Origin of the sequence: Flavisphingomonas formosensis (assembly GCF_009755815.1) — a bacterium.
In the GTDB taxonomy this organism is placed as follows: Bacteria; Pseudomonadota; Alphaproteobacteria; order Sphingomonadales; family Sphingomonadaceae; genus Flavisphingomonas; species Flavisphingomonas formosensis.
On record NZ_WRPK01000004.1, the window covers coordinates 190,233 to 216,861 of the forward strand.

Here is a 26,629-nt window from a genome sequence, read left to right on the forward strand (position 1 = left end):
AGGGGGATGCTAAAGACCCGGTTCGGCTCCTTCGCTCACCTCCAGCGGCAGGGGGGCGGCAAGATGGGCCAGCGTTTCCTGCGCGTCGTCCAGCGCGGCACCGATGATCGCGATCATGCGATCCACCTCTTCATGCGTGATCACGAAGGGCGGGCACATCACGATCGAATCCCGGATCGCGCGCACCATCAGCCCGCCGGCGATGCAGGCGTCACGAACCACCGGCCCGGCCTTCCCCTCGGTGCCGCCGAAGCGCTGGTTGGTGCCCTTCCTGCTGACGATCTCGACCGCGCCGATCAGCCCCATCGAGCGCGTTTCACCGACCAGCGGATGCGCGTCGAGCCGCTTTAGCGCCTGCGCGAAATAGGGTCCGATGTCGTCACGCACGCGATCGACGAGATGTTCGCGCTCGAGGATCTCTATGTTACGCAACGCAACGGCAGCCGATACGGGGTGGCCCGAATAGGTGTAGCCATGAACGAAATCGTCGTCGACGGAGCGGAGCGTCTCGACGATCTCATGGCTGACGCCCGTCGCCGAGATCGGAAGATAGCCCGAGGAGAGGCCCTTCGCCATGCTGACGATGTCTGGCGTATAGCCGAATTTCTGGAAGCCGAACCATTCGCCCAGCCGGCCGAAACCGGTGATCACTTCATCCGATACCAGCAATATTCCATATTTGCGGCAGATCGCCTCGACACGCTGCCAGTAACCGGGCGGCGGGATGATCACGCCGCCCGCGCCTTGCACCGGCTCGCCGATGAAGGCGGCAACCTTCTCGGGGCCGACGGCAAGGATGCGATCCTCGATATCCTGCGCAGCGCGCGCGGCGAAGGCTTCCGGATCCTCGCCAAAGCCTTCGCCGAAGGCATAGGGCTGCATCACATGCTCGATGCCGGGGATCGGCAGGCCGCCCTGCGCATGCATGAACGTCATGCCGCCGAGGCTCGCGCCGGCCACGGTCGAGCCGTGATAGGCGTTGCGCCGGCTGATGAAGATGCTGCGTTCGGGCTGGCCTTTGATCGCCCAGTAGGTGCGGACGAGCCGGAAGACGGTATCGTTCGATTCCGAGCCCGAGCTGTTGAAGAAGATATGCTGCAGATCGCCACCCAGCAGCCCGGCGATCTTGGCCGCCAACTCCACCGCGGGCACCGTCGCCGTGCGGAAGAAGCTGTTGTAATAAGGCAGTTCCAGCATCTGCTGATGGGCCACATCCGCCAGTTCGGAACGCCCATAGCCCACATCGACGCACCATAGCCCCGCCATGCCGTCGAGGATCGCGTTGCCGTCCCCATCCCAGATGGTCGATCCTTCGGCGCGGGTGATGATGCGGCTGCCGCCGAGATCGCGGATCAGCTTGTAGCTCGCCTGGGCGGGCAGATGATGCGCGACATCGAGACGGCGGATCTCGGCGATGTCATAGTTGCGGCGGGTCATGATACGCGTTCCTGTGCGATATGGGATTGGTTTTCGTCGCCTTGAGGGGCGCGGTTTTTCCAGAAAACGCCGTCATCCCGACGAAAGTCGGGATCCATTCGCGCTTTGATGACGGAAGGTCGCATCGCTGCGCCAGTCCTTTCGCGGAGCGCTAAATGGATCCCGACTTTCGTCGGGATGACGGATCGGAAACTAGCCAACGCTTGCCTCCTTGCGCCCCGCGGTGCCGATCCTTTCCCCACGCAGCATCCGCCCGAACAGACGGAACAGTTGCCGCGACTGGGCATCGGCGTCGCTCTGCCATTCCGGATGCCATTGCACCGCGACCACCGGCGCGCCATTGGGCTGCGCGGATACGGCCTCGATCACCCCGTCCGGCGCCTCGGCCTCGACGGCGAGGCCGGATCCGAGCGCACCGATGCCCTGAAAATGCACGGAATTGACCCGCAGCCGATCTCGCCCGAGCCCGGTCGCCAGCATGCCGCCGGGCGTCAGCGTCACGTCGTGCGCATGGGCGAACATCGCGTCGAGCGATGCGCCTTCGGGGGCATGATGCGGCAGCAGGCGTCCCGGCGCGCTCAGGTCGCGCGCCAGCGTGCCGCCGAAGGCGACGTTGATCTCCTGGAAGCCGCGGCAGATGCCGAAGACCGGCTTGCCGAGCGCGATCATCGCGTCGATCATCGCCAGCGCCATCGCGTCGCGGCCGGGATCGAACGGGCCGACGCCGGGCCCCGGATCGCCATAATGTTCCGGCGCGACATTGGTGACGCTGCCGGTCAGCACCAGCCCGTCCAGCCGCGCCGCGATCGCCCTGGCGTCGACGATGTCGGGGCGGGCGGGGATCAGCAGCGCGTCGGCATCGGCATGCCTGGCCGGCGCCTCCAGATAGCGATCGATCACCACCTGCGCCGTCTCGCCTTCGAACGGACGGTTGGAAGCGGTGATGCCGATCAGCGGGCGCGCGGTCATGACAGCAGCACCGCCGGCGCGCGCGGGTGCCAGCTCAGCCACACCGGCTCGCCGCCCGAAAAACCGCGCTCCTCGTAACGCGCGACGTTGGACCGCGTAACCTTGATCCGCCGCCCGCACGCGATCTCGACCTCGTAGAGCGTCTCGTTGCCGAGATAGGAGAGGTGGCGCACCACGCCGGGCACCACATTGGTCTCCTGCGGCGCGGCGGCGCCCTCGTCGCGATGAGCCATCGCGATCTTCTCGGGACGCAGCGCTGCCCAGACGGTGGCACCGGTCGCCCCGGTCACGCCGTGATCGAGATGGATCGGACCGCCCAGTTCCTCGGATTCGATCATCGCATGATCGGGCTCGTCGATGGTCAGCGTTCCTTCGAACAGGTTCACGCTGCCGATGAAGTCGGCGACGAAGCGGTTGTTGGGATATTCATAAAGGTCGGACGGCGCGGCTACCTGCTGCAGCACGCCGCGATGCATCACGCCGCAGCGCGTCGCCATCGCCAGCGCCTCGTCCTGGTCGTGCGTCACCATGACGAAAGTGACGCCCACCTTCTCCTGGATCTGCGCCAGCTCGGAGCGCATCGCCTCGCGCAGCTTGGCGTCGAGTGCGGAGAGCGGTTCGTCGAGCAGGAGCACGCGCGGCCGCTTCACCAGCGCGCGGGCCAGCGCGACACGCTGTCGCTGGCCGCCGGAAAGCTGGTCGGGCTTGCGCTCCTCCAGCCCATCGAGCTTGACGAGCGCCAGCGCCTCGCGCACCCGCGCCTCGATCTCGTCTTTGGCCACCTTGTCGATGCGCAGGCCGTAGCCGACATTCGCCTTCACGCTCATGTGCGGGAAGACGGCGTAGGACTGGAACACCATGTTCACCGGCCGCTTGTTCGGCGGCACGCGGCTCATATCCTGGCCGTCGATGAGGATCTGTCCCTCGGTCGGCATCTCGAGCCCGGCGAGCATGCGCAGCAAGGTCGTCTTGCCGCAGCCCGACGGACCGAGCAGCGCGAAGAACTCGCCTTCGGCAATCTCCAGCGACACATCGTCCACTGCGGCGAAATTGCCGAAGCGCTTGGTGATATTCTGGATGGAGATCAACGTCTTGGCCATGAAGTTCAGGCGCCCCCTTCCGCCCGTGCGATATCCTTGCCCTGCATCCGGAGGCCGATCGCGGTCAGCACCACGGTGATCAGGATCAGCAAAGTCGACGCCGCGTTCACCTCCGGTGTCACCGAGAAGCGGACCATCGAATAGACCTTCACCGGGAAGGTCACCGTGTCCGGGCCGGATGTGAAGAAGGTGATCACGAAATCGTCGAGGCTGAGCGTGAAGGCGAGCAGCGCGCCCGCCACCAGCGCGGGCCGCATGTGCGGCACCAGCACGTCCATGAACGCGCGCCACTCGCTGGCGCCGAGGTCCTTGGCGGCTTCCTCCAGCTCGCGGTTGAACGAGAGCAGCCGCGCCCGCACGATCACCGCGACGAAGGGGAAGCTGAACGAGACGTGCGCGATGGTGATCGCGCCGAGGTCGAGCGGCCATGGCAGGTCGCTCGGCCAAGGCAGAATACGGCTGAAGAAGACCAGCATGGCGACGCCCATGCAGATTTCCGGCACGACGATCGGCAGCGCCAGCAGCCCCTCGAACACCGGCTTGCCGGGAAAGCGGAAACGCCACATCGCAACGGCGACCAGCGCGCCGAGAATGACGCTGATCACGGTCGAGATCGCCGCGATGGTGAGCGAATTGACGAACGCCTCGATCAGCGCGTCGTCCTGGAACACCTGCGCATACCAGTCGAAGGTGAAGCCGGTCCAAACGATGTTGCGCCGGCTTTCGTTGAAGCTGAACGCGATCAGGGTGACGAGGGGTGCGTAGAGAAAGAAGGCGACGCCGGCGATCCACAGGCGCAGCGGCCAGCGGCGCAGATAGTCTAGCGGGGCGGGCGGCGACTTGCTGCTCATGCTTCGCCTCCCGCCTTTCTGCGCCGTGCCGCGACCAGCGTCTGCGCTGCGATGGCGAAGAAGGTCAGATACATGAGGATGAAGGACAGGGCGGATCCGAACGGCCAGTCATTGGCGCGCTTGAAGTTCCGCTCGATCACGCTGGCGATCATCTGGCTGTCCGGGCCGCCGAGCAGGTCGGGCGTGAGGTAGGAGCCGAGCGCTGGGATGAAGGTGATCAGCAATCCCGAAAGGATGCCGGGCAATGCCAGCGGGATGACGATCTCGCGGATCGTGCGGATGTGCCCCGCGCCGAGATCGAGGCTGGCCTCCAGCAGCGACCGGTCCAGCCGGTCGAGTGCGGAGTAGAGCGGCAGCACGAGGAAGGGCAGGTTGACGTAGACTAGCCCGAGCACCACCGCGAAATTATTGTGCAGCAGCGGCAGCGGCCCGATGCCGATCCAGCCGAGCACGGTGTTCACATAACCCTCGGTTCTGAGAACTGCCATCAGCGCATAGGTGCGCACCAGCAGATTGGTCCAGAAGGGCAGCATGATCAGCAGCAACAGCCAGGCCTTGGCCTTGTCGGGCGCGAAGGTGATCGCGAGCGCGACCGGGAAGCCGACGATAAGGCAGAGGAAGGTCGTCAACGCCGCATAGACGATCGATTTGACGAAGATCGATATATAGACCGGATCGGCGATGCGCGCATAGTTGGAGAGCGTGCCGGTGACGGCCACCTCCGTCATGCTGATGTTCTTGCCGAAGCTGTACGCCCAGATGATCGCCAGCGGCACGAGGAAGAAGAGCGTCAGCCAGAAGGCCGGCGGCGCGAAGGCGGTGAAGAAGGATCCGCGGGATTGCTTCCAATCCTGTTCCATCAGCGGTCCCCCAACTCCGGCCCGGCCCAACCGAACGGTGAGAAACTGAGCGCCACCCCCTCACGCATTGGCGAGATACCAGTCATGATCGAGGCTCGAGACCTGCTCGAAGAAGCGATTCTGCTCGGTCTGCTTCACCGCGACATACATGTCGACGAAGCGGTCGCCGAGATAGTCGCGCAATATCTCCGATTTCTCCAGCAGCCGCACCGCATCGAACCAGTTGGTGGGCAGCGACGCGCCGGAAGCGGCCGCGGCGGCATAGCCGTCGCCCACCGTCGGCGGACCCGGATCGATCGCGTTGGTCAGTCCATGGTGCATCCCCGCCAGCACGGCGGCGAGGGCGAGATAAGGATTGGCGTCCGCCCCGGCCACGCGATGCTCGACATGGCGGGTGTGCGGCGGCCCCGCCGGCACGCGCAGCGCCACGGTGCGGTTGTTGACGCCCCAAGTCGGCGCGATCGGCGCATAGCTGTTCGCGCGGAAGCGGCGATAGCTGTTCATTCCCGGCGCGAAGATCGCCATGCTGTCCGCCATCAGCCTGGCCATGCCGCCGATCGCATGACGCAGCGGCGGACCGCCGGCGACATCGTCGCTGGCGAAGATGTTCGCGCCCTTGGCATCCTCGACGCTGGCGTGCAGGTGTAGCCCGCTGCCTGAGCGGTCGGACCAGGGCTTGGCCATGAAGGTCGCATCGCAGCGATGGACGCGCGCGATGCCCTTGGCGGCACGCTTGTACATCACGGCATCGTCGGCGGCGCGCAGCGCGTCCGCCTTGTGGTGCAGGGTGAGCTCGAGCTGTCCCGGCGCCGCCTCGGAGATAGCGCCTTCCAGCGGGATGCCCTGGGCGTCCGCGGCGTCCCACAGATCGCGCAGGAACGGCGTCTCGTCGTCCAGCTCGGGCAGGCCATAGGCTTGCACGCCCTCCGGCTCGCGTCCGCCGAGCGAAGATCGGCGCACACGCACCACGCCGTCCGGCCCGCGCGGCTCGATCAGGTAGAATTCCAGCTCGCATGCCGTCACCGGCGTCAGCCCGTCCGCGGCGAAGCGATCGAGCACACGGGCCAGCACGGCGCGCGGATCGAGATCGTTGATCGTCCCGTCGAGCTCGTGCATCGATGTCATAACCTGCGCCATGTCCGGCCCCAGCCAGGGCGTCGGCACCAGCGTGCCCGGCACTGGCTTGGCGAGCCGGTCGGCATCGCCATCTTCCCAGACCAGGCCGGTATTCTCGCAATCCTGCCCGGTGATGTCGACGACCAGCACCGATCCCGGCAGGAACCGACCATATTCGTAGATCGCGAGCAGTTCGTCGCGCCGCAGCCGCTTGCCGCGGGGCACGCCTGCCATGCTGGTGAAGAACACCTCGATGAAGCGTATCTGCGGATTGGCGGTCAGGAAGGCGATGGCCTCCTGCGGATCGGCCGCGAAGCCGGGTCGGTGGGCGCGGGCGTGCATCATGTCCTCAAGCTGAAGGTCACGGCCTTCAGGTCTGCATATTTTTCCAGGGCGTGCATGCTGCGATCGCGGCCGAAGCCGGATTGCTTGAATCCGCCGAACGGCATGGTGATGTCGCATGCGTCCCAGCCGTTCACCCAGACGAGCCCGGCGCGCAGCTTCTTGGCAGAACGATGCGCCAGGTCGACACTACCGGTCCAGACACCTGCGGCCAAGCCGTAGATGGTGTCGTTGGCGATCCGGAAGGCCTCGTCCGGAGCGTCGAACGGGATCACGCCCAATACCGGTCCGAAGACTTCCTGCTGCGCAAGCGCGGCGCTCGGCGCGGTATCGAAGATCGTCGGCTCGACATAGAAGCCGCCGGTTTCCTCGCGCACCCGACGCCCGCCGATGAGCGGCGGTCCGCTCTCCTGCCGCGCGGCCTCGATGTGGCGCAGCGCGGTTTGCATCTGCTCCTCGCTCACCATCGCGCCGAAGCGCGTTTCGGGATCGGCAGGATCGCCCGGCACGATCCCCTTCGCCACCGCGAGCACGCGCTCGAGAAAGGCATCCTTGATGTCGCGCTGCACGAGCAGGCGGGAGGCGGCGGTGCACACCTCGCCCTGATTGTAGAAGATGCCCCAGGCCGCCGCCTGCGCCGCCGCATCGAGATCGGTGCAGTCGGCGAAAACGATCTGAGGCGATTTGCCGCCCAGTTCCAGCGACACGCGCTTGAGGTTGCTCTCGCCCGAATAGCGCATCAACAGCTTGCCGACGCTGCCCGATCCCGTGAAGGCGATCATGTCCACATCCACGTGGAGCGCGAGCGCCTTGCCCGCAGTCTCGCCGAAGCCAGGCACCACGTTCAGCACGCCCGGCGGCAGTCCCGCCTCCAGCGCCAGTTCGCCGATCCGGATCGCGCTGGAGGGGGACTGTTCGGCGGGCTTGAGCACCATCGAATTGCCCATCGCCAGCGCTGGCGCCACCTTCCACATCGCCATCAGCAGCGGGAAGTTCCACGGCACGATCGCGCCGATCACGCCCAGCGGCTCGTGCACCGCATAGGAAAGCCGGCCGGGATGCGAGGGGCCGACCTCGCCATAGAGCTTGTCCAGCGCCTCGGCATAATAGCGCACCGTATCGATCGCGAGCGGCAGGTCGACGCCGCGCGCGTCCGAGATCGGCTTGCCCATGTCCAGGCATTCCAGCCACGCAAGCTCGTCGGCATGCGTCTCCATCAGGTCGGCCAGGCGGTGCAGCACCTTCTTCTTTGCCTTGGGAGGCAGGTCGCGCCAGCGCCCGTCCTCGAACGCGGCGCGCGCTGACGCCACGGCCGCGTCCACGTCCGTGGCGTCGCATGCGGCGACATTGGCCAGCGTGCGTCCGTCGCGAGGGCTGACGTTGGCGAAGGTCATGCCACTCCGCGCGCCGCTCATCGTGCCGCCGATCAGCGCTTGGCAGAGCGATCGTGCCTTATCGAGGGTCCGTTCGTCGATCATGTCATCCCCATCTGTGATCACACTTGCACAGAATCGCTCGGACGAGAAGGGGGCGAGTGGCAGAATCTACGCTGCACGAGCAAGCGGGCCGCGTCCCAGGCCGCGGCAGGGCGACCGTCTCAGGCAGTCACGATCCGGTCGCCTTTCACTGCGATCGGCCATGGGCTGAGCGACCGGCCCTGGCACGGGCCGGAAACGCAGTAGCCGCTTTCCATTTCAAAGCGTGCGCCGTGCCAGCAGCATTGGATCAGTCCATTGTCGATGGGATCGTCGGTTGCCGATCTTGTTAATGGCACGGCGGCATGTGGACAGCGATCGACGAAGCCGAACAGTCGCTCGCCGCGCCGCGCGATCAGGCCGCGAAACCGGCGTTCAGATAGCTCGATCTCGTAGACGCGGGCTGTGCCGTCTTCGATCTCGTCCATCCTGCCGATCGCGATCCCGGCCGGCGTCCACCAGCAGAATGGCGACGGGTCCGCCATGGCTCTCCTCTGACGATGGTCTGTTCCGCTCTGTCTGGGTAGCGGGCAAGTCTTCACGGAGGATTTACGGCGCGCTGTCCGGCGCTGAAAGAAGGGTTGCCGCCGCGTGTCCACATTCGGCATCGCCCGCAATGACGCTTCGAAGGAGTTCCCATGTCCAGGGCCACGCGCGGTACGCAGATGCTTGAAGGTGCGGGCGTCGCCTTTACCGTGCACAGCTATGCCTACGATCCCTCCGCCGATCGCGTCGGCATCCAGGCGGCAGACGCGCTGGGAGAGGCGCCCGACCGCGTGCTCAAGACGCTGATGGCGCTGGTCGATGGCCAGCCCGCCTGCGCGATCATAGCGTCCGATCGGGAACTGGCGATGAAGAAGCTCGCGGCGGCGTTCGGCGGCAAGTCCGCACAGATGATGAAGCCCGCCGATGCCGAGCGCATCACCGGCTATAAGGTGGGCGGGATCAGCCCCTTCGGCCAGAAGCGCCGCATCCGCACCGCGATCGACGCCGACGCGCTCGCCCACCCCTATGTCTATATCAACGCCGGTCAGCGCGGCCTGCAGGTAAGGCTCGATCCGCGGGACGCGCAGCGCGTGCTGGACGCGATAGTGGCGCCGCTGCGCGTCTGACACTTGGGCAAATGGCCGGTTTGTCGATGCTCAACTCCGGATCGCGCCCTCGATCAGTCCGGCAACGGCGCCGGCCCGGCCCGAAAGCAGGCCCTTCGCCGAGTAGAGCGCGGTGCCCACCACCTGGCTGATCTCCACCTTGGGCGGCATCACCAGCTCGTAGCGATCGGTAACGACGTCGAGCAGTGCCGGTCCCGGTTCCGCAAGCCATTGCTGCACGGCGGCTTCCAGCTCCTCGGGCTTCTCGACGCGCCGGCCCCATATGCCGACTGCCGCCGCGACTTTGGCGAAATCGGGATTGGTGAGATCCGTATAGGCGTCCAGCAGGCCTTCCACCTTCTGCTCCAGCTCCACGAAACCGAGCGAGCTGTTGTCGAAGATAGCGATCTTGATCGGCAGCTTCTCCTGCACCGTGGTCAAGAGGTCGCCCATCAGCATCGCGAAGCCGCCGTCGCCGGACAGGGAGATCACCTGGCGTTCGGGAAACGCCGCCTTGGCGCCCAGGGCCTGCGGCATGGCATTGGCCATCGTGCCGTGGCTGAGGCTCACGATCGTCCGGTTGCGCCCTGTCGCCGGGACGTGGCGCAGGCACCAGACCATCGGCGATCCGCCATCCGCGGTATAGATTGCGTCCGGGGCGGCATGACGGCCGATCAGATCGACCAGATATTGCGGATGGATCACGCCGCTCTTGCCGACGACGGCGCGCGCCTCCAGCCGGTCCTCGGCCTTGGCGGCCCGCTCCAGCGCCTCGTCGAGGAAGCGGCGGTCGGTACGCGCGGCGATCCGGGGCAGCAACGCATCCAGCGTCGGCGCGATGTCGCCCACCACGGCGAGATCGACCGGGTGGCGTCGCCCGAGATGGGTCGGCTCGATGTCGATCTGGATGATTTTGGCCTTGCCCGGATAGAATTGCCGCCAGGCGAAGTCGCAGCCGAGCAGGAGCAGCGTGTCGCACTCCATCAGCGCCTCATAGCCGCCTGCGGTGCCGAACACGCCGGTCATGCCGACATCGAAGGGATTGTCGTGCTCCAGATAATCCTTGGCGCGGGAGGTGCGCGCCACTGGCGCCTTCAGCCGGTCCGCCAGCGCCACCACCTGATCGTGCGCCCGCTCGCAGCCCGATCCGCCATAGATGGTCACCCGCTTGCCGGCGTTCAGGAGCGCAGCGACGTTGTCCAATTCCTCCTCGGCCGGCCGCACGATCGGCCGCGCTCGGTGCACCGCGAAGCCAGGCTCGTCGGGCGCGGTCGCGCTCGACACATCCACCGGCACGATCAGCACGGCGACGCCCTTGCGCGCCAGTGCGGCCTGTGCAGCCATCGCCGTCATCCGCCGCGCCTGGGCGGGAGTGCGGATCTCCTCGCAGAAGACGCTCCCGGAGGCGTAGACCGCCTTGAAGTCCACCTCCTGCGGAAAATCGAAGCCGAGCTCGTCGCGCACGATCTGACTGGCGATCAGCACCACGGGCGCGCGGTTGCGGTTGCTTTCGTAGAGACCGTTGATGAAATGCAGGCTGCCCGGTCCGCACGATCCTGCGCACAACGCCAGTTCGCCGGTCAGCAGCGCGTCCGCGCCGGCCGCCATAGCCCCCGCTTCCTCGTGGCGGACATGCACCCAGCGTATCTCGCTCCGCCGGATCGCGTCCGTCACATAGTTCAGCGTGTCGCCAGGCACGCCATAGCATCGCCTGGCACCCGCCTGGGCCAGCGTCTCGACGATCACTTCGGCCACGGTACGGCTCATCTCGATCTCCTTTTCGCAATGTGGCCACAATGCATGGCAGCGCATAGGGTTCGGGGGCATGAGGATGTTACGCCGGTTTAATGGGTGGCCCGTCGTCGCCTGCCATCGCAAACGAAGGTGTTAGCGCCATCGCGCCCGATCGGTGTTAGGATCGATCCGCTTCGAACAGAGGAGCCTCTCCGTGAAAACAGCTTTAAGGCCTTCGGTCGCGCTTCTCCTGATCGCCGGCATTCTCGGCCTCGTCGCGCTGGCCTTCGCCTGGGCAGGCGGGTGGCTCAGCCCGCGGCGGATCGGCGGTGCGGCCATTGCCGATGCGCTGCAGGACAATCTCGGCAAGCCCGAGCCTGGCTGGCGCCGCGCCCACGCCAAGGGCCTGTGCGTCAGTGGCTATTTCGATGCGAATGGCACCGGCACCGCGCTTTCGCGCGCAGCGCTGTTTCCCGCCGGCCGTATCCCGGTGACAGGGCGATTCTCATTGGGTGGCGGCGATCCGCTTGCCGGCGACGGACGCAACGTCTTCCATTCGATGGCATTGCTGTTCCGCCTGCCGGACGGCGAGCAATGGCGCATGGCGATGGATCATACGCCGATCTTCCCGGTGGCCACGCCGGCGGATTTCGTCTCCCTCCAGATCGCCGGCATTCCCGATCCCGCCACGCACAAGCCGGACCCGGCGAAGCTGCAGGCCTATCTGGCCGGGCATCCGGAAACCAAGGCGTTCATGGACTATATGAAGTCCGCGCCGCTGCCGTCGAGCTTCGCCAACGGGACTTATTACAGCATCAATGCCTTCCGCTTCGTCGATGCGGGGGGCGCATCGCGCGCGGTGCGCTGGCAGTTCGAACCCGAGGCGCCTTTTGCCGCGCTCGACAAGAAGACGCTCGACGCGCAGCCGCGCGACTTCCTGTTCGTGGATGCGCTGAAGCGGCTCTCCGCCGGTCCGATGCGCTGGCACATGATCGTCGTGCTGGCCAATCCAGGCGACCGGACGGACAATGCCACCATTCCTTGGGGGGCGGGTCATCGCCGCGTCGACGTCGGCACGCTGACGCTCGATCGCGCCGCGACGGAAGCCGCAGGCGACTGCCGCGACTATAATTTCGATCCGCTGGTCCTGCCGCGCGGTGTGACCGCATCGGACGACCCGTTGCTGCCGGCACGCTCGGCAGCCTATTCGGCGTCTTTCCGGCGCCGGGCGATCGAAGGGCCGCGTCCCGATGCGCTGACGCAGGCGGGAGAGGGAGGCGCGAAATGAACGGACCCGACACACTCTTCGCTTTTCCCGCACGCCTGCTCCACTGGACGATGGCGGTGCTGATCCTCGCGATGCTGTTCATCGGCGCCGGCATGGTCTCGACGGTGAGCGCCGCCTATCCCGCGCTGCTCGCCTGGCATCGGCCGCTCGGCATCGCCATCCTCGTCCTGGCGCTCGTCCGCCTGGCCGTGCGCCTCACCCATCGTCCACCGCCGCTTCCAGCGGACTTGCCACCGATCCAGGCAGCCGCGGCCAGGGTATCGCATTATCTCCTCTACGCGCTGATGATCGCGATGCCGTTGATCGGCTGGGCGATGCAGTCCGCCGGCGGTTATCCGGTAATCCTGTGGAAGGGCGTCGCGCTCTTCCCGATCCTGCCGCACGACATCGTCGCCTATGGCTGGCTGCGCCGCCTCCATGGCCTGCTCGGCTACGCCTTCTTTCTCCTCATACTCGGTCATGTCGGTGCCGCGCTCGTCCACGGCCTCATCCGTCGGGACGGCGTCTTCCGCAGCATGGCGGGCAGAGGAGGGTGATCGCCTCGCCGATCGCCGCCACTCCATATATGCGGCCACGGGCTTCAGTATTTCTTTGGGCCTGTTCTTGATCGGAACCATTTCGTCTGCACGATGGGATCTCATTCGATTGCAACGACAAGATCCGAGGATGCCATGCTCACCCTATATTATGCACCGGGCGCCTGCTCGCTGGTTCCGCATATCGCGCTCGAGGAAGCCGGGGCCGACTACCGGCGGCATCGCGTGAATTATGCGGTGGGCGAGAACAACCAGCCGCCCTTTCGCACGATCAGCCCGCTGGGCCGGGTGCCCGTCCTGCTTACCGATCGGGGAGCATTGACCGAAAATCCTGCCATCCTGTCCTATATCGCGCAGAGCCATCCCGAAGCCGGGCTGGCGCCGCTCGACGATCCGTTCGCCTTTGCACGTGTCCAGTCGTTCAACCTGTTCATCTCGGCCAATATTCATGTCGCCTTCCGGCAGATCGTCTTTCCCGACACCTATGCCGACGGCGAAGAGGCAGCAAAAGCTCTCCGGGACAAGGTGCCGGAACTGGCCGACCGCTATTTTGCGGTGATCGAACAGGGGCTCGCGGATGGACGGCTCTATGTCCATGGCGATCGCTTCACCCTCTCGGACGCCTATCTGTCCGTCTACGCCAATTATCTGCGCAAGGGCGATCGCGGGGACGTCTCTCGCCTGCCGAACATCCTCGCCCATCGCGCCCGCATCCGCGCCCGCCCTGCGGTGCAGCGCATATTGGAGGTGGAGGGTCTGGCCGACGAATGGCGCGATTGAGACGCCAGCCGTCGTGTTCCGGTGAGCCCATTCAGCGGCAGGTATAGCCCCCGTCTACGGGCATCGCGATGCCGGTGACGAACGAGGCCTCGTCGGACAGCAGGAAGCAGGCGGCGTTGGCGATCTCGTCCGCCCGGCCGAGCCGGCCCATCGGCGTCGCGCCGCGCACCGCCGCCTCATAGGCCTCCGGCCCGCCGCTGCCGCCATGGTCCTTGTAGAAATCGGCCAGCATCGGCGTGTCGGTGATTCCCGGGCAGACGACGTTGACGCGGACATTGTCCGCCGCGAAGCGCTGCGCGAGCGACTTGGCGTAGCCGACCACCGCGAACTTCTCGGCCGAGTAGATCGGGCTGCCCATCGATCCGACCAGCCCGGCCACCGATGCGGTGAACAGGATCGATCCGCCGCCGCGCTTGCGCATATGGCCGATCGCCTCGGCGCAGGCGAGCACGCCGGAGGTGACGTTCAGCATCATCGTGCGGTCATAGGAGGGAAGGTCGATCTGCTCGACGCCGCCCGGCACGGTCGAGCCGGCATGGTTCCAGAGGAGATCGAGCCCGCCCAGCATCCCGGCCGCCTCATGCACGAAACGGCGGCAGGCCTCCGGATCGGTGAGGTCGGCCACCAGCGGTATCACCTTGCCGCCGCCGGCCGCCGCGAGCTCGTCCAGCCGCTCGCGGTTGATGTCGACCGCGACGACGGTCGCGCCCTCGGCGACGAATTTCTCGACGCCGGCGCGGCCCATGCCGGATGCAGCAGCGGTCACCACCGCTAGCTTGTTGACCAGTTTCATTGGCAATCCTCTCAGTTCTGATAGGCAGCTTCGAATTAAAACCCGCTTGGCCTGAGCTTGTCGAAGTCCTCATCTCTCTTCTCTATCGAAGAAGAAAAAGGGAGCACTTCGACAGGCTCAGTGCGAACGGCGGTTACTGGACGCGTTTCCGCTCAGGACGCGTAGGCGTCCGGGAACTGTCCCGTCGTGCTGATCACCGTCGTGCGCGTCTCCAGATAGGAATCCAGCGCCTCGACGCCATTCTCCCGGCCCCAGCCGCTGGCTTTCATCCCGCCATAGGGCAGCGCCCAGCGGATATAGCGATAGGTGTTGACCCACACCGTGCCCGCCTCGATCTGCGCCGCTACGCGATGCGCGCGGCTAACGTCGCGCGTCCAGAGGCCGGCGCACAGGCCGTAGCGCGTGCTGTTGGCGATGCCGATCGCCTCCTCCTCGGTGTCGAACGGGATCAGCGACACGACCGGCCCGAAAATCTCGTCGCGCGCGATCTTCATCTCGTTGGTGACGTCGGCAAACACCGTCGGCTGGACGAAATAGCCGTTCGCCATGCCGTCGGTGGTGATCCGGTTGCCGCCGGCGATCAGCCGCGCACCGTCGGCATGGCCGGCCTCGATATAGGACAAAGTCTTCTCGAGCTGCTTGATGTTGGATTGCGGTCCCATATGCGTCTCGGGATCGAGCGGCATGCCGACGCGCACCTTGCCGGCGCGGCCCGGAAATTCGCCGGTCACCCGCTCGTATAGCCCGCGCTGGACGAGGATGCGGCTGCCGAGCGCGCAGCTCTGGCCGCAGACCGCGAAGGAGGAGCCAACCGCCGCATTCATCGCCTGATCGAAATCGGCATCGTCGAACAGGATGTGCGCCGACTTGCCGCCAAGCTCGAACGAGAAGCGCTTCAGCGTGTGCGCGCCGGTGCGGAGGATCTCTTTCGCGGTCGCGCCTTCGCCGGTGAAGCCGATCTTGTCGACATCCTCATGCGCGACGAGATGCGCGCCAGCGATATGGCCATAGCCCGGCACGACATTGTAGACACCTGCCGGAATCCCGGCTTCTTCCATCATCCGCGCCAGCTCGAACGCAGTGACGGGAGTCAGCTCGGCGGGCTTGTGGACGACGGTGCAGCCCGCGGCCAGCGCCGGTGCGATCTTCCAGATGGTGGTCAGCATCGGCGCGTTCCACGGCGTGATCGCGCCGACCACGCCCACCGGCAGGCGCGAGGTGAAGGCGTGCACCGCGGGATCGACCGAGACCGCGCGGCCGTCGAGCTTGTCGGCCAGCGAGGCGAACCACTGCCAGAAATGATGGTGGTTGGCGAACTCGCCGCGGATCTCGCGAATGGCGCGCCCGGTGTCGCGCGATTCGAGCACGGCCAGGTCCGGCGCGCGCTCCTTGTAGATGTCGGCGAGGCGGCGCAGGATCGCCGCGCGCTCCCAGGGCAGCATCTTGCGCCAGGGGCCGTTGAACGCCTCGCGTGCGGCGGCGACCGCCCGATCGATGTCCTTAGGCCCGGCGAAGGCGACTTCGGCCCAGACTGCGCCGGTCGACGGATCGATCGACTGGCCCATCTCGCCGTCGATCGGATCGACCCATTGGCCGCCGATCCACAGTTTCGGCTCGCGCCGGATATCGGCCTCGGGCCGGGCGGTCTGCAGCATCCTCGTCTCCCTTGTTCGGATATTCGAATTTCTGGACTCAGTCTATTGCGCGTTGACCGCATGATCCAGCCCGAATACGCAGATCACAAAAGAGGGGATTGCCGTGCGAATATCCGAACCGAAGAGCGGGCCGCTGGCCGGCGTCAAGGTGATCGATCTCACCCTAGCGCTGATGGGGCCTTATTGTGCGCAGATCCTCTGCGACCTGGGCGCCGAGGTGGTGAAGGTGGAGAGCGCCGATGGCGACACCACCCGCTATCTGGGGCCGGCCCGCGCGGTGGGCCATGGCGGGATGTTCATCAACCTCAACCGCGGCAAGCGCTCGATCGTGCTCGACCTGAAGCAGCCGGAAGGGCGCGAGGCGCTGCTTCGGCTCGTCGATCAGGCCGACGTCTTCCTCCATTCGATGCGCCCTTCGGCGATGGAACGGCTCGGCCTCGGCTACGCTGCGCTCGCGGAGCGTAACCCGCGCCTCGTCTACCTCAACATGTACGGCTTCGGCCGCGGCGGTCCCTATGCCGGGCGGCCTGCCTATGACGACGTGATCCAGGCGATGTCCGGCGCGGCGATGCTGCAGACCGAGCTGGCCGGCGGCGAGCCGAGCTATGTCGCGACGGTGGTGGCGGACAAGGTCGGCGGTCTCACCGGTGCCTATGCGATCATGGCGGCGCTCTACGAGCGGGAGCGGAGCGGGCAGGGGCAGGAGATCGAGGTGCCCATGTTCGAGACGATGACCTCCTTCCTCTTCGCCGAGCACAGCGTCGGCGGCATTTACGATCCCCCGATGGGCCGGCCGGTCTATCGCCGCGCGGTGCAGGCGGATCGGCGGCCCTATCGCACGGCCGACGGCTATATCAGCGTGCTGATCTACAATGACCGCCACTGGAAGCGCTTCTTCGATCTGCTCGGCAATCCCGAATGGTCGCGCGATCCGCGTTTCTCCACCATGCAGTCGCGCAGCGAGCATATCGATCATGTGCTGGAGCGGATCTGCGAGGTCTTCGCCAGCGACACCACCGCGGCCTGGCTGGACAAGATGGAACGGGCGGAGATCCCGGCCGCCCCGTTGCTCACCACCGAGGATCTGACCCGCGATCCCCATCTCGAGGCGGTCGGCTTCTGGCAGAGCATCTCTGACGAGGATGGGCCGATGCGCCTCGCCGGCATCCCGACGCGTTTCTCGCGCACTCCGGGCGCGATCACCCGGTCGGCGCCGAAGCTCGGCGCAGACGGGCGCGCGGTGCTGGCCGACGCCGGCTTTACGGCCGAGGAGATCGATGCGCTGAAGGCGGGCGGGACGCTCGGCGGCGCGTGAGCGATCCGCGCGGCCCGCTCGCGGTCGATCGGGCCTTTGCCGTACTGGCGCTGCTTGCTGAGCATCCCCGCGGCCTGTCTCTCACCACATTGTCCCAGGTGCTGGACGTGCCGAAGAGCAGCCTGCTCGGCCTGCTGCGCGGCCTGCGGACGAGCGGTCACATCGTCTTGCGGCAGCGCCTCTATGCCGTGGGGCCTGCCAGCCTTTCCCTGGCCCGTTCGCTGCTCGGCGCCTCGCCGGATCTGGCCGGGGAAGCCTCTCCCATCCTCGAACGGCTGGCGCTGGACGCCGGCGAGACGAGCATCCTCGCCACCATGGCGCCGGACGAACGCGCGATCGTCTATGTCGCCAAGTTCGAAAGCCTGAGCGCGATCCGCTTCGCCGCCACCGTCGGCGACCGGCGACCGCTGCACGCGTCCGCGGGCGGCCTGCTGCTGCTCGCCTATCAGCCGCCTGCCTGGATCGAGAGCTTCCTGCGCAGCGCCCGGCTCGATCGCATCACCGATCGCACCGTCACCGATCCGGCGCGGCTCCGTGCAATCCTTGCGAAGATCCGCACCGAAGGCTGCGCGATCACCGCGGGCGACACGACCGAGGGCGTGTCCGGACTCGCCGTGCCGGTCTTCGATGCGTCCGGCAGCGTCGCCGCGGCGATGATGATCGGAGGCCCGATCGATCGCGTCGCCCGCGATCGGCCTCGCCTGATCGCTCTGCTGCGCAATGCTGCCGCGGAAGTGTCGCAGCGCCTCGGCGCGCCGTGAGAGCATTCCGTCATCCCTTCAGCGCGGCCATTCGCTCGATCAGGCTCGCCGCGTCGCGATAGTCCCCGCTGAGGAAGATCGGCGCGAGGTCCACCACGTCCACGCCCGCTTCCGTCATCGCGCCTGCCTGGGCGAAGGTCGCATCCGCATCCGGCGTTCCGTCGGCGCGATAGACGGGCACCAGGCCCTTGCGGATGGTGAACTCCGCCGGCAGCCCCAACTCGGTCTTCCTCGCCAGCACCTTCGCCTTGGTGTCGGCGATCACCTCCAGCGATTCCATCGCCGGCAGCCAGCCATTTCCCAGCCGCGCCATGCGTTCGATATTGCGCGGCGAGGGCTTGATGCCGAGCCAGATCGGCATGTCGCCGTTGACCGGCAGCGGATAGGACCAGAGATCGTCGAAATTCACGATCGTGCCGTGGAAGCTCTGCGCGCCGCCTTTCCAGAGCGCCCGGCAGGCGCCGATCTGCTCCTCCATGTGGGTGAACTTGGTGTCGAACGGCATGTTGCAGGACGCGAATTCGGCGCGATGCCATCCAGCGCCGAAAACGGGCACGGCGCGCCCGTTCGAAATGCGGTCGAGTGTCGCCAACTGCTTGGCGAGGAACACCGCGGAACGCAGCGGCGAGATTAGGATGGCGGTGGACAGCCGGATCTGCGTCGTCACCGACGCGATCGCGGCCAGCAGGGTCAGTGGCTCGTACCAGTCCTCGTCGATGCCGCCGGGAAACTTGTCCGGCCCCTGTGGATATTCCTCCCGCGCACCGGGGCCGAAGCTGATATGATCGGGCACGCTGATCATATCGATCCCGGCCGCATCGGCCACCTGCGCCATTTCCAGAACCTTGCCGATGTCGCCCCCGGTCAGGACGCCGATCCGATGCAGCGTGATACCGACTTGCCTGACTGCGCCCATCCACCCGACCCTCGCCCGTGTTTCCTGCAATCGGGCTAGATCCGGGGGCGGTATGCGACAATCGCGAAAGCTTTTGGCAAGGCGACGATCATGCTGGCGACCGAAACCGGGACCTCAGTGAGCCGGGCGATGAAATCCATGATAATATTTCGCCAATGCAGCATGAGACGTGATTTTGCGCGCAAATTTGATACTATCCTTGGGGGTAATTCTGAGGGGGTATCATGCGGAGGCAATTGGGAAAATGCCTGTACGCGACATGGAACCGGCTGGCACCCCTGCCTGCCTGGCTATTGTGGAAAGCGGGACGGCGACAGCGCGCGCAGCGGCGCGCCTTCGTCTTCGCGCGTTGCGTAGAGCCGCTGGCGTCCCTTTTCCTCGGCCCGCGCGGCGACGGCGCCATTCCGGTCCGCGCGATGCTGATGAACAATCTTCTGTCGCGCTTTTGCCTGATCGACCCTGCGTTTCCGCTCGATATCGATCTCGTCGGCGCCGAATTGCTCCGCGAGCGGCTTCGCGCGGGGCAGGGTGCCGTGGTCGCGACGGTGCACACACAGCTTGCGCTGGCCGCCCATGGCGGCCTGCGGATCGATGGGCGCAGTCCGCTGTTCATCGGCTTCGGTGACGGCGATCTGCGGTCCTGGAGCTGGGGCAGCAGTGACATGATCGAACGCATCCATGCCGCCGATCCGACTGTCTTCCTCAAGGCGCGCGCCGCGTTGGAGGAGGGTCGGGTGCTCGTCGTCTTCGTCGATTATGTGTCCCCTTCCGGTGGCCCGACGCTGATCTCCCCCAATCTCTTCGCGTGGGCCGACGCGATCGGAATCCCGCTGCTCCACATGCTGGCGCTGCTGGACGAGGAAGGACGGATCAGGATCGAACTCGCGGTCGAAAACGGGGAGACGCGCGGCGCGAGGCACCGGGCCAGGCAGTTCCTCACCTTCGTGGAGGCACGCTGGCGCCGCCGTTTTGCCATCTGCCGTCCCAAAGACGTGACGTCGCATTTCCCGGTGCCGGCGCCTGTCTCGAGCGGCTCCTGACGAAAGCCAAATAACGACTTCGTAAGACCTGTTCCGCTATTGCGAGATAGGGACATTTCTATTCGGAAAGACTCATGGTGTTTCGGACGGCATCCCTGCGTGGCGACATGCAGGATCGCGCGGCATTGATGCAACTATCCCGCTGATGTCCGGACCATCTGACCGGCGCATGGATATGCGGTCGCCAGGGCAGGAGATGGCCCTGGGTCCCGCCATTTGGGCGCCAGTGGCGTTGTTCGCCGGCGCTGCCGTCATTGCATTGATCGAAAGCGATTTTCCTGTCGGTTGGGGGCCTCTGGCGGCGCTCGTCTTTCAGATTGGCCTCGGCATTCTGGTCTCCGTCACTCTGGGTGAGCGCGCCGGAAGGCTCGGGAAGGCGGGCAAGGCGCTGAGTGCGCTCATGCAGGCATCTACGATCGCCAGCGCCGGCGTCATCCTTGCCTATTGCGCGGCCACGGCAGGGCATCCTCTGGTCGATTCCGCCATGCTCCGGTTCGATCGCATGATCGGATATGACTGGCGGGCATTCGCGCTGTTCTTCGCTTCACATCCCAGTTTCGCACGATTGACCATTTTATGCTACAACAGCAATGTCGTTCAGCCGGTATTGCTTATTCTGCTGCTGATACAGGCTTCCCATTATGAGCGGCTGGAAAAATTCGTCGTCACGATGACCGTAACTCTCGCGCTGACGATCCTGATCTTCATTTTCTATCCGGTCACGACGGCATGGACCTACGAGTGGCATTCGCCGGCGCGACTGGCCATTTATCGCTATCTGCTGCCCGGCACGGACGGCTGGATTCACGAGCTCCTGCAGATCCGCCAGGGCTATCGTCCGCCGAGCGGGACATTCTGGCAGGGAATCATCGGCTTCCCAAGTTTCCACACAATATCGGCACTTCTTTACATATGGGCAGCGTGGCCGCTCCGCTGGGCTCGCATGATCTTCGTTCCCGCGAACATTCTGATGATCCTGGGCGCGCTCCTGTCCGGCGGGCATTATGCCGCCGATCTCGTCTGCGGGGTCATCATTACCGCCATCGGCCTTTCGTTCACGCATAGTCTTTACGATGCAGCACGGCGTTTCCGTTATTCCGAACGCGCGGGCTGGGCGCTGGCTTCGACCGTGCCGGAATCACGCGCCGCTTCGGTAACGGCGGCGTCGACATGATCGGATAGTTGCGCAGGCACATGCGCTGAGCGGCTTCGGGTGAAGCGTCGGAGCTGCGCGTTTAAGGCAAGGACGCCGGGAGCAAGGGGCACGACGGAATCAAGCGCTTGTAATCGGTAGCCATGGTGTTGGTTGCCGGTTTCTTCGATCTCGTTGCGCGCGCCTTACATCTGGAATCCCGCAGCGCCGGTCCGCCACAGCACGAAGGCGTACATGTCAGCCGCCAGCGCGTCGCCTTGCGTGCGGGTCGATCCGACGCCGTGGCCTGCGTCGAAATCGACGCGCAGCAGCACGGGGTTGCGGCTCGATGTCGCGGCTTGCAGGCGGGCGGCGAATTTGGCGACGTGCCAGGGCGCGACGCGGGGATCGGTGGCACCGGTCACGCATAGCACCGCGGGATAGGCGGTGCCGGGCTTGATCGCGTGATAGGCGTCCATCGCATAGAGGATGCGGAAGCTCTCGGCATCCGTCATCGGGCCCCATTCGTCGATGTCGGCGACATTCTGTTCGGCGACGTAGCGGATCGGATTGGTCCAGCCGACATTGTCGATCGCCGCGGCGAACAGGTCGGGCCGTTCGGTCAGCGCGCGGCCCACCGTGATCCCGCCGGCCGAGGTGCCGCTGATCGCGAGATGACGCGGGCTGGTGACGCGGTCCGCGATCAGCGCCTCGCAGACCGCGATCAGATCGCGCCAGGTGTTCGGCTTGGTCGCCTTCTGTCCAGCCTTGTGCCAGTCGCGCCCATATTCGCCGCCGCCGCGGACATTGGCGTTGCAATAGACGCCGCCGGCATCGAGGAAAGGCAGCAGGCTCGGGGAGAAATGCGGGGTCGCCGAATATTGGTAGGCACCATAGCCCGTCGCCAGGGTCGGGTTGGCGCCCGTCGCCTGCATGCCCTTGCGGTAGACGAGCGTGTAGGGGATCTTCACGCCGTCCCTGGCGGTGGCGAAGCCGCGTCGCGTCTCATAGGGGCTCGTGTCGATCGGCGGCCGGGGCGTGATGCCGGTGTCGCTCACCTTGCCGGCGGCGCTCACCTGCCAGATGCCGCTCGGCTGCAGCCAGCCGGTCAGCAGCAGATAGGCGCCGTCGCGGCTCGTGCTGGCGAAGACTGCGCCCACCGCGCCCTCGAAGGGCAGCGCGACTGGCGCGACGGTGGTGCCCGCAATCCGTGACAGCCGCTCGACGCCGCCATCCATGATCGTCACATAGACGCCATCGCGCGCCGCGGTCAGATCTTCGATCACCGATGCGCTCTCGGGCATGATCTCGCGTGCACCGGCAAGGTCAGGCTTGCTGGCCGAAGTCAGCAGGATGCGGCCCCGTGACGCGCCGTTGTTGCTGAGCAGATAGAGATCGTCGCCCCTCCGCGTGGTGCCTACTATCAGGTCGTCGAAATCAGCGACGCGGGCGAAGGCAGGCTTGCCGCTGTCGAGCGCGGCGACACTGGTCGTCCAGATCGCCTTTTCGGTACGGATATCCTGCACCATGACGAGCAGCGTGTCCGTGCCTTCGCTCGTATAGACGGCAGGCACCTGGACCGGCTCCATCGGAATTTCGGGATAGAGCCCGCGCTTCAGCACCAGGCGGTCGTCCTTGGGATCGGTGCCGAGCCGATGCAGCCGGCATTCGCTGTCCAGATAGAATTCGGGCGTGCCGCGTGGATTGACGAGGGCGAGATAGTAGAAGCCGCTGCCATCGGGCAGCCAGCCCGTAATGCCGTAATCGAGATTGGGGATGCGCTCGGGCAGGATCGTGCCGGTCGCCACCTCCATCACGTGCAGCACAGAGGCTTCGGAGCCGGCGGGCGAAAGGCCGTAGGCGATGTGCGTACCGTCGAACGACGGTTCCCACCAGTCGAGCGAAACGTGCGCCTCGCCCATCTTCATCGTCGTCGGATCGATCAGCGTGCGCACTGCACCATCCGCGCCCTTCACGAACAGCTTGAAATTGTCCGCGCCTGCGGGCCGCTGCTCGTAGAACAGCCATGGGCCGGCGGGGGCTACCCGGCGGGTCGCCGCGGCGTCGCCGGACAAGGCGGCGATGCGTTTCGCCAGCGTTGCGCGGCCAGGAATGGCATCGAGCACGGCATGGGCGTGATCGCTCTGCGAATGGAGGAAGGGCAGCCAGTCCGGGTCTTTCGGATTTTCCATCCAGCGATAGGGATCGCTTACCTTGGTGCCATAATAGTCGTCGACCACCGGGGCGACGCGGGCCTGCATTGGCGGCTTGTTGCCGGCCGGCGCCGCCGCGGCGAGCCGCCCTGCGAGACCGGTCGCGAGCACCGCCGCGCCGCTGCCTGCCATGAATGCCCGCCGATCGATCCCGGTCATCGCAGTCCCCTCTCATGCGCTGCCCACGCATGGGCAAAAAGTGAAGTCAAAGCCGTTCCGGCCATCGGCACCGGATTGGATCAGTCGCCCGGCGCGGCGAGTTCGGCGAGGAACCGATCATGCGTCATCGGCAAGGAGAACATCGGAAAATCCTTCTCGATCGCCACGCGCTGCTCCTCCTCGCCCAGCGTCGCGACGCAATCCGTCAGGGTGATGACCTTATAGCCGCGTTCATAGGCCGATCGCATCGTCGATTCGACGCAGCAATTGGTGAGGAAGCCGGCGAGCGCCACCGTCTCGATACCGCGCTGGCGGAGCACGAAATCGATGTTCGTGCTGGCGAAGCAGTCCAGCCCGCGCTTGCCCTCGATCACCACGTCGCCGGGCTGGGGCGCCAGCTCGTCGATGATTTCGGCGCCCCAGCTTCCGGCGCGGAAGGATCGGGAATCGAACACGCCCTTCAATATGCCATAGGGCTGGCGCGATATTTCGGGATAGCCCTCGGCGAAGCGGATCGGCGCCAGCATGATGGTTGCGCCCGCCGCGCGCGCCTCGCGCGCCACCGCGATGCTGTTCGCGAGCATGTTGGTGCGTTCCATCACGCCGGCCACGGCCGCATGCTGCGCGCCGCCCTCCTTCACGAAGTCATTCTGATATTCGATCAGCACGAGGGCGGTGGTGCGGGGGTCCATGGCTTTGCCTCGGGGCGTTGGGGGTTCGACGAGATTGCTACCATGCGATCGCCGTTGGGATGTGCGCAAGGTGAGGGGTGCTATTTCTTGCTGATCGTGCCGCGCCGGTTGGGCAGGAGCAACTCGTCATCCTCCGTGGCCGGTTCCGCATGCTTCGGCATCAGCCGTTTCAGCAGGGTGAGGGAGGTCAGCAGCAGCAGGGCGATGCCGGTGCCGATCAGGACAAGAGCGATCTGGCCCGCGCCCGCCGCAATCCCGCCTGCCGCCGCGACCCACAGGCTCGCGGCGGTGGTCATGTTGCGCACGTCGCCGCCGCGCACGAAGATCAGGCCGCCCGCGATGAAGCCGATCGCCTGGGCGAGGCCCTGCACGACGCGGAGCGGATCGCTGCGGCTGCCCTGGCGCACCAGATCGTCGGAGATGAGCAGCGCGGAAAGCATGATCATCGCGGCGCTGAGCGAGACGAGCGCATGGGTACGCAGGCCCGCGTCATGGCCCCGCCACTCGCGCTCGAAGCCGAGTATGAGGCCGATGACCGTCGCCAGCCCCAGGCGGAGCGCGATGGTTGTCCAATCCTCCTCGATCATCGCTGGATGTACCGACGATCGCCGCGATGGTTCCACCGCCATCGCGAATGGCTCTTCGGCCGAACGTCCCTTTTTGTGATGCTGCCCGATTCATGAAGCGATCGACGTTCCCATCCGTCTCCGGCGGTGCCAGAAACGAGCGCGTGAGTCCCCGGATGCGGGGCGGGTGCGGAGAGGCGTCGACATGGAATTTCGTGAGCTGGGCAAATCTGGGATCCAGGTTTCGGTCGTGGGTCTCGGCGGCAATAATTTCGGCTGGACGGCCGATCTGGAGACGACGCGCGCGATCGTCGATGCGGCGGCGGACAATGGCGTCAACTTCATCGATACGGCGATCAGCTACGGCCCGTCCGAGGAGCTGCTCGGCGACGTGCTGGCGGGTCGCCGCGACGCCTTTGTGATCGCCACCAAGTTCGGCAGCCCGCAGGATCCGCTGGAAGGCGAGCGCAAGGGCACGCGCGATTATATCGTGAAGGCGGTGGAGAGCAGCCTTGCGCGGCTGCGCACCGACCGCATCGATCTCTACCAGCTCCACTTCCCCGACGGGGTGACGCCGATCGAGGAGACGCTGCGCGCGCTGCAGGACCTGCTGACGGCGGGCAAGGTGCGCGCGATCGGCTGTTCCAACCTGCCGGCGGCGCAGCTGCGCGAGGCGCAGGAGATCGCGGTCGGCGCCGGTATCGCGCCCTTCGCCACCGCGCAGGACGAATATAGCCTGCTCGTCCGCGGGCTCGAAAAGGAACTGGCGCCCGTCCTCGCCCGCTATGAGATGAGCCTGCTGCCTTATTTCCCGCTCGCCAACGGCGTGCTCACCGGCAAGTACAAGCTCGGCGAGCCGGTGCCTGCCGACGGGCGCCTGGCCAATGCGCCGGCCTTCTTCGATCCCTATCGCGATCCCAGGAAATGGGAGGTCGCCGCCCAGCTTGAGACGTTCGCCAAGGAGCGCGACCATACGCTGCTGGAGCTCGCTTTCTCCTGGCTCGCCGCGCAGCCCAGCGTCGCCAGCATCATCGCGGGCGCCAGCAAGCCGCAGCAGGTGGTGAGCAACGCCCACGCCGCCGGCTGGACGCTGAGCAAGCCGGAGCTGGACGAGATCGACCGCATCACCGGCGTGCTCGAAGCCGCCTAATAGCGAAAATTGTTGCTCCGGGCCGGTGCGTCCCGCATCGAGGGGGGATGACCCGGCCCGTTTCCCGCCGCGAGCAGAATAAGGAACGTACCCGCGCCGCCATATTGGAGGTCGCACGGGCGCGTTTCACCGCCCATGGCGTCGATGGCACGACGATGGACGACATCGCCGCCGCGGCGGGCGTCTCGCGCGCTACCTTATTCAACTATTTCAACGGCAAGACCGCGCTGCTCGATGGCCTGGCCGAGGATACGCGGCACGCCTTCGCGGATCGCATCGCCCGTTGCTGTGCGGCGACGGACGATCCGGCGGAGCGCATCATGACGGTCTTTTCCGGTGCGGGCGAGCGGCTGGAGCGGGAGCGCAGCTATTGGGGGCCGGTGGTCGGCCATAGCGAGCTCGGCTGGAACGACGCCAGCATCGTGCCGCGGCTCGACGAGCTGCTCGACCAATATGATCGCCTGCTCGGGGCCGACCTGCCAGGCGCGGAGCGGCATGCGGCCGAGCGCCGGCTGATCGCCGAGCTCGCGGTGGGTGCCTATCTCAACATGGTGCAGCGCTGGCGCTTCGACGAGGCCTATCCGCTGCGTGACCGGCTCGTCGCCACTGCGGCCTGGATCGGCGAGGTGCTGCGCCAGCGCGGCTTGATTTAAGCAGT

General features: G+C 66.1%; 26 protein-coding genes. 10 read left to right on the top strand and 16 right to left on the bottom strand.

The window, feature by feature from the left end:
* Positions 1-9 precede the first annotated feature (9 nt).
* The 8 genes from GQY20_RS12905 to GQY20_RS12940 form a co-directional block, all read right to left on the bottom strand.
* Positions 10-1,437 carry an aspartate aminotransferase family protein gene (locus GQY20_RS12905; RefSeq protein ID WP_198350947.1) on the bottom strand — a complete coding sequence of 476 codons (1,428 nt, stop codon included), beginning with the start codon at positions 1,435-1,437 and terminating at the stop codon, positions 10-12.
* Between the two features lie 192 nt (positions 1,438-1,629).
* Positions 1,630-2,406 (bottom strand): gamma-glutamyl-gamma-aminobutyrate hydrolase family protein, encoded by a 777-nt coding sequence (locus GQY20_RS12910; protein ID WP_157217510.1) that lies wholly within the window; start codon positions 2,404-2,406, stop codon positions 1,630-1,632.
* Positions 2,403-3,506, bottom strand: coding sequence for an ABC transporter ATP-binding protein (locus GQY20_RS12915; protein WP_157217511.1), 1,104 nt, complete (start codon positions 3,504-3,506; stop codon positions 2,403-2,405). The genes GQY20_RS12910 and GQY20_RS12915 overlap by 4 nt, the downstream gene beginning before the upstream one ends.
* Positions 3,507-3,511: 5 nt before the next feature.
* A complete protein-coding gene (locus GQY20_RS12920) occupies positions 3,512-4,357 on the bottom strand; it encodes an ABC transporter permease (RefSeq protein WP_157217512.1) in 846 nt (281 codons plus the stop codon).
* On the bottom strand, positions 4,354-5,217 hold the full coding sequence (locus GQY20_RS12925) for an ABC transporter permease (RefSeq protein WP_157217513.1): 864 nt from the start codon (positions 5,215-5,217) through the stop codon (positions 4,354-4,356). Before GQY20_RS12925 ends, GQY20_RS12920 begins: the two co-directional genes overlap by 4 nt.
* Before the next feature lie 60 nt (positions 5,218-5,277).
* Positions 5,278-6,675 carry a glutamine synthetase family protein gene (locus GQY20_RS12930; RefSeq protein ID WP_157217841.1) on the bottom strand — a complete coding sequence of 466 codons (1,398 nt, stop codon included), beginning with the start codon at positions 6,673-6,675 and terminating at the stop codon, positions 5,278-5,280.
* Positions 6,675-8,153, bottom strand: coding sequence for an aldehyde dehydrogenase (locus GQY20_RS12935; RefSeq protein WP_157217514.1), 1,479 nt, complete (start codon positions 8,151-8,153; stop codon positions 6,675-6,677). The genes GQY20_RS12930 and GQY20_RS12935 overlap by 1 nt, the downstream gene beginning before the upstream one ends.
* Positions 8,154-8,272: 119 nt before the next feature.
* The gene (locus GQY20_RS12940) at positions 8,273-8,578 is read right to left on the bottom strand and encodes a Rieske (2Fe-2S) protein (RefSeq protein ID WP_232476031.1); all 306 of its coding nucleotides are present in this window, start codon (positions 8,576-8,578) and stop codon (positions 8,273-8,275) included.
* 210 nt (positions 8,579-8,788) lie between these two features.
* Here GQY20_RS12940 and ybaK point away from each other — a divergent pair, with 210 nt between their 5' ends.
* Entirely contained in the window at positions 8,789-9,262 is a 474-nt protein-coding gene (gene ybaK / locus GQY20_RS12945) for a Cys-tRNA(Pro) deacylase (protein ID WP_157217516.1), read from the top strand.
* A gap of 30 nt (positions 9,263-9,292) precedes the next feature.
* On the opposite strand, the gene GQY20_RS12950 is transcribed toward ybaK, so the two are convergent.
* Positions 9,293-11,008 carry a thiamine pyrophosphate-dependent enzyme gene (locus tag GQY20_RS12950; protein ID WP_157217517.1) on the bottom strand — a complete coding sequence of 572 codons (1,716 nt, stop codon included), beginning with the start codon at positions 11,006-11,008 and terminating at the stop codon, positions 9,293-9,295.
* A gap of 181 nt (positions 11,009-11,189) precedes the next feature.
* On the opposite strand from GQY20_RS12950, the gene GQY20_RS12955 reads away from it, so the two are divergent.
* From GQY20_RS12955 to GQY20_RS12965, 3 genes are all read left to right on the top strand, one after another.
* Positions 11,190-12,263: a catalase family peroxidase gene (locus GQY20_RS12955; protein WP_157217518.1), complete on the top strand. Its 1,074-nt coding sequence runs from the start codon at positions 11,190-11,192 to the stop codon at positions 12,261-12,263.
* Positions 12,260-12,799, top strand: coding sequence for a cytochrome b (locus GQY20_RS12960; RefSeq protein WP_157217519.1), 540 nt, complete (start codon positions 12,260-12,262; stop codon positions 12,797-12,799). The genes GQY20_RS12955 and GQY20_RS12960 overlap by 4 nt, the downstream gene beginning before the upstream one ends.
* 135 nt (positions 12,800-12,934) lie before the next feature.
* On the top strand, positions 12,935-13,579 hold the full coding sequence (locus tag GQY20_RS12965; protein WP_157217520.1) for a glutathione S-transferase family protein: 645 nt from the start codon (positions 12,935-12,937) through the stop codon (positions 13,577-13,579).
* A 31-nt stretch (positions 13,580-13,610) separates the two neighbouring features.
* Here GQY20_RS12965 and GQY20_RS12970 read toward each other — a convergent pair whose 3' ends face one another.
* Positions 13,611-14,372 (bottom strand): SDR family NAD(P)-dependent oxidoreductase, encoded by a 762-nt coding sequence (locus GQY20_RS12970; RefSeq protein ID WP_157217521.1) that lies wholly within the window; start codon positions 14,370-14,372, stop codon positions 13,611-13,613.
* A gap of 152 nt (positions 14,373-14,524) precedes the next feature.
* On the bottom strand, positions 14,525-16,027 hold the full coding sequence (locus tag GQY20_RS12975) for an aldehyde dehydrogenase (protein ID WP_157217522.1): 1,503 nt from the start codon (positions 16,025-16,027) through the stop codon (positions 14,525-14,527).
* A 103-nt stretch (positions 16,028-16,130) separates the two neighbouring features.
* On the opposite strand from GQY20_RS12975, the gene GQY20_RS12980 reads away from it, so the two are divergent.
* On the top strand, positions 16,131-17,342 hold the full coding sequence (locus GQY20_RS12980; RefSeq protein WP_232476032.1) for a CaiB/BaiF CoA transferase family protein: 1,212 nt from the start codon (positions 16,131-16,133) through the stop codon (positions 17,340-17,342).
* Positions 17,339-18,103 (top strand): IclR family transcriptional regulator, encoded by a 765-nt coding sequence (locus GQY20_RS12985; protein WP_157217523.1) that lies wholly within the window; start codon positions 17,339-17,341, stop codon positions 18,101-18,103. The genes GQY20_RS12980 and GQY20_RS12985 overlap by 4 nt, the downstream gene beginning before the upstream one ends.
* Before the next feature lie 10 nt (positions 18,104-18,113).
* Here the strand turns inward: GQY20_RS12985 and GQY20_RS12990 are convergent, their stop codons facing one another.
* Positions 18,114-19,019, bottom strand: coding sequence for a TIGR03619 family F420-dependent LLM class oxidoreductase (locus tag GQY20_RS12990; RefSeq protein ID WP_157217524.1), 906 nt, complete (start codon positions 19,017-19,019; stop codon positions 18,114-18,116).
* Positions 19,020-19,309: 290 nt separating this feature from the next.
* Positions 19,310-19,699, bottom strand: a complete 390-nt coding sequence (locus GQY20_RS12995) for a hypothetical protein (protein WP_157217525.1) — start codon at positions 19,697-19,699, stop codon at positions 19,310-19,312.
* On the opposite strand from GQY20_RS12995, the gene GQY20_RS13000 reads away from it, so the two are divergent.
* Both GQY20_RS13000 and GQY20_RS13005 read left to right on the top strand, forming a co-directional pair.
* A complete protein-coding gene (locus tag GQY20_RS13000) occupies positions 19,682-20,059 on the top strand; it encodes a hypothetical protein (RefSeq protein WP_157217526.1) in 378 nt (125 codons plus the stop codon). The two genes, GQY20_RS12995 and GQY20_RS13000, sit on opposite strands and share 18 nt — an antisense overlap.
* Positions 20,060-20,255: 196 nt before the next feature.
* Positions 20,256-21,233, top strand: coding sequence for a phosphatase PAP2 family protein (locus GQY20_RS13005; protein ID WP_157217527.1), 978 nt, complete (start codon positions 20,256-20,258; stop codon positions 21,231-21,233).
* A gap of 164 nt (positions 21,234-21,397) precedes the next feature.
* Here GQY20_RS13005 and GQY20_RS13010 read toward each other — a convergent pair whose 3' ends face one another.
* The 3 genes from GQY20_RS13010 to GQY20_RS13020 form a co-directional block, all read right to left on the bottom strand.
* Positions 21,398-23,563: a prolyl oligopeptidase family serine peptidase gene (locus tag GQY20_RS13010; protein ID WP_157217528.1), complete on the bottom strand. Its 2,166-nt coding sequence runs from the start codon at positions 23,561-23,563 to the stop codon at positions 21,398-21,400.
* Positions 23,564-23,643: 80 nt separating this feature from the next.
* Positions 23,644-24,255 (bottom strand): cysteine hydrolase, encoded by a 612-nt coding sequence (locus GQY20_RS13015; RefSeq protein ID WP_157217529.1) that lies wholly within the window; start codon positions 24,253-24,255, stop codon positions 23,644-23,646.
* An 80-nt stretch (positions 24,256-24,335) separates the two neighbouring features.
* Complete coding sequence (locus GQY20_RS13020; RefSeq protein ID WP_232476033.1) at positions 24,336-24,884, bottom strand: MgtC/SapB family protein; 549 nt, start codon at positions 24,882-24,884, stop codon at positions 24,336-24,338.
* A 142-nt stretch (positions 24,885-25,026) separates the two neighbouring features.
* Here GQY20_RS13020 and GQY20_RS13025 point away from each other — a divergent pair, with 142 nt between their 5' ends.
* Both GQY20_RS13025 and GQY20_RS13030 read left to right on the top strand, forming a co-directional pair.
* A complete protein-coding gene (locus tag GQY20_RS13025) occupies positions 25,027-25,971 on the top strand; it encodes an aldo/keto reductase (protein ID WP_157217530.1) in 945 nt (314 codons plus the stop codon).
* A gap of 47 nt (positions 25,972-26,018) precedes the next feature.
* Entirely contained in the window at positions 26,019-26,624 is a 606-nt protein-coding gene (locus GQY20_RS13030; RefSeq protein ID WP_157217531.1) for a TetR/AcrR family transcriptional regulator, read from the top strand.
* Positions 26,625-26,629: the final 5 nt, after the last annotated feature.

What these genes read in the sequence shown, in the direction of transcription:
- GQY20_RS12905 (WP_198350947.1), bottom strand. Translation starts at nt 1,437, where the DNA reads ATGACCCGCCGCAACTATGACATCGCCGAGATCCGCCGTCTCGATGTC.
- GQY20_RS12910 (WP_157217510.1), bottom strand. Translation starts at nt 2,406, where the DNA reads ATGACCGCGCGCCCGCTGATCGGCATCACCGCTTCCAACCGTCCGTTC.
- GQY20_RS12915 (WP_157217511.1), bottom strand. Translation starts at nt 3,506, where the DNA reads ATGGCCAAGACGTTGATCTCCATCCAGAATATCACCAAGCGCTTCGGC.
- GQY20_RS12920 (WP_157217512.1), bottom strand. Translation starts at nt 4,357, where the DNA reads ATGAGCAGCAAGTCGCCGCCCGCCCCGCTAGACTATCTGCGCCGCTGG.
- GQY20_RS12925 (WP_157217513.1), bottom strand. Translation starts at nt 5,217, where the DNA reads ATGGAACAGGATTGGAAGCAATCCCGCGGATCCTTCTTCACCGCCTTC.
- GQY20_RS12930 (WP_157217841.1), bottom strand. Translation starts at nt 6,675, where the DNA reads ATGCACGCCCGCGCCCACCGACCCGGCTTCGCGGCCGATCCGCAGGAG.
- GQY20_RS12935 (WP_157217514.1), bottom strand. Translation starts at nt 8,153, where the DNA reads ATGATCGACGAACGGACCCTCGATAAGGCACGATCGCTCTGCCAAGCG.
- GQY20_RS12940 (WP_232476031.1), bottom strand. Translation starts at nt 8,578, where the DNA reads ATGGACGAGATCGAAGACGGCACAGCCCGCGTCTACGAGATCGAGCTA.
- ybaK (WP_157217516.1), top strand. Translation starts at nt 8,789, where the DNA reads ATGTCCAGGGCCACGCGCGGTACGCAGATGCTTGAAGGTGCGGGCGTC.
- GQY20_RS12950 (WP_157217517.1), bottom strand. Translation starts at nt 11,008, where the DNA reads ATGAGCCGTACCGTGGCCGAAGTGATCGTCGAGACGCTGGCCCAGGCG.
- GQY20_RS12960 (WP_157217519.1), top strand. Translation starts at nt 12,260, where the DNA reads ATGAACGGACCCGACACACTCTTCGCTTTTCCCGCACGCCTGCTCCAC.
- GQY20_RS12965 (WP_157217520.1), top strand. Translation starts at nt 12,935, where the DNA reads ATGCTCACCCTATATTATGCACCGGGCGCCTGCTCGCTGGTTCCGCAT.
- GQY20_RS12970 (WP_157217521.1), bottom strand. Translation starts at nt 14,372, where the DNA reads ATGAAACTGGTCAACAAGCTAGCGGTGGTGACCGCTGCTGCATCCGGC.
- GQY20_RS12975 (WP_157217522.1), bottom strand. Translation starts at nt 16,027, where the DNA reads ATGCTGCAGACCGCCCGGCCCGAGGCCGATATCCGGCGCGAGCCGAAA.
- GQY20_RS12990 (WP_157217524.1), bottom strand. Translation starts at nt 19,019, where the DNA reads ATGGGCGCAGTCAGGCAAGTCGGTATCACGCTGCATCGGATCGGCGTC.
- GQY20_RS13000 (WP_157217526.1), top strand. Translation starts at nt 19,682, where the DNA reads ATGATCGAACGCATCCATGCCGCCGATCCGACTGTCTTCCTCAAGGCG.
- GQY20_RS12995 (WP_157217525.1), bottom strand. Translation starts at nt 19,699, where the DNA reads ATGGATGCGTTCGATCATGTCACTGCTGCCCCAGCTCCAGGACCGCAG.
- GQY20_RS13005 (WP_157217527.1), top strand. Translation starts at nt 20,256, where the DNA reads ATGGCCCTGGGTCCCGCCATTTGGGCGCCAGTGGCGTTGTTCGCCGGC.
- GQY20_RS13010 (WP_157217528.1), bottom strand. Translation starts at nt 23,563, where the DNA reads ATGACCGGGATCGATCGGCGGGCATTCATGGCAGGCAGCGGCGCGGCG.
- GQY20_RS13015 (WP_157217529.1), bottom strand. Translation starts at nt 24,255, where the DNA reads ATGGACCCCCGCACCACCGCCCTCGTGCTGATCGAATATCAGAATGAC.
- GQY20_RS13020 (WP_232476033.1), bottom strand. Translation starts at nt 24,884, where the DNA reads ATGGCGGTGGAACCATCGCGGCGATCGTCGGTACATCCAGCGATGATC.
- GQY20_RS13025 (WP_157217530.1), top strand. Translation starts at nt 25,027, where the DNA reads ATGGAATTTCGTGAGCTGGGCAAATCTGGGATCCAGGTTTCGGTCGTG.
- GQY20_RS13030 (WP_157217531.1), top strand. Translation starts at nt 26,019, where the DNA reads ATGACCCGGCCCGTTTCCCGCCGCGAGCAGAATAAGGAACGTACCCGC.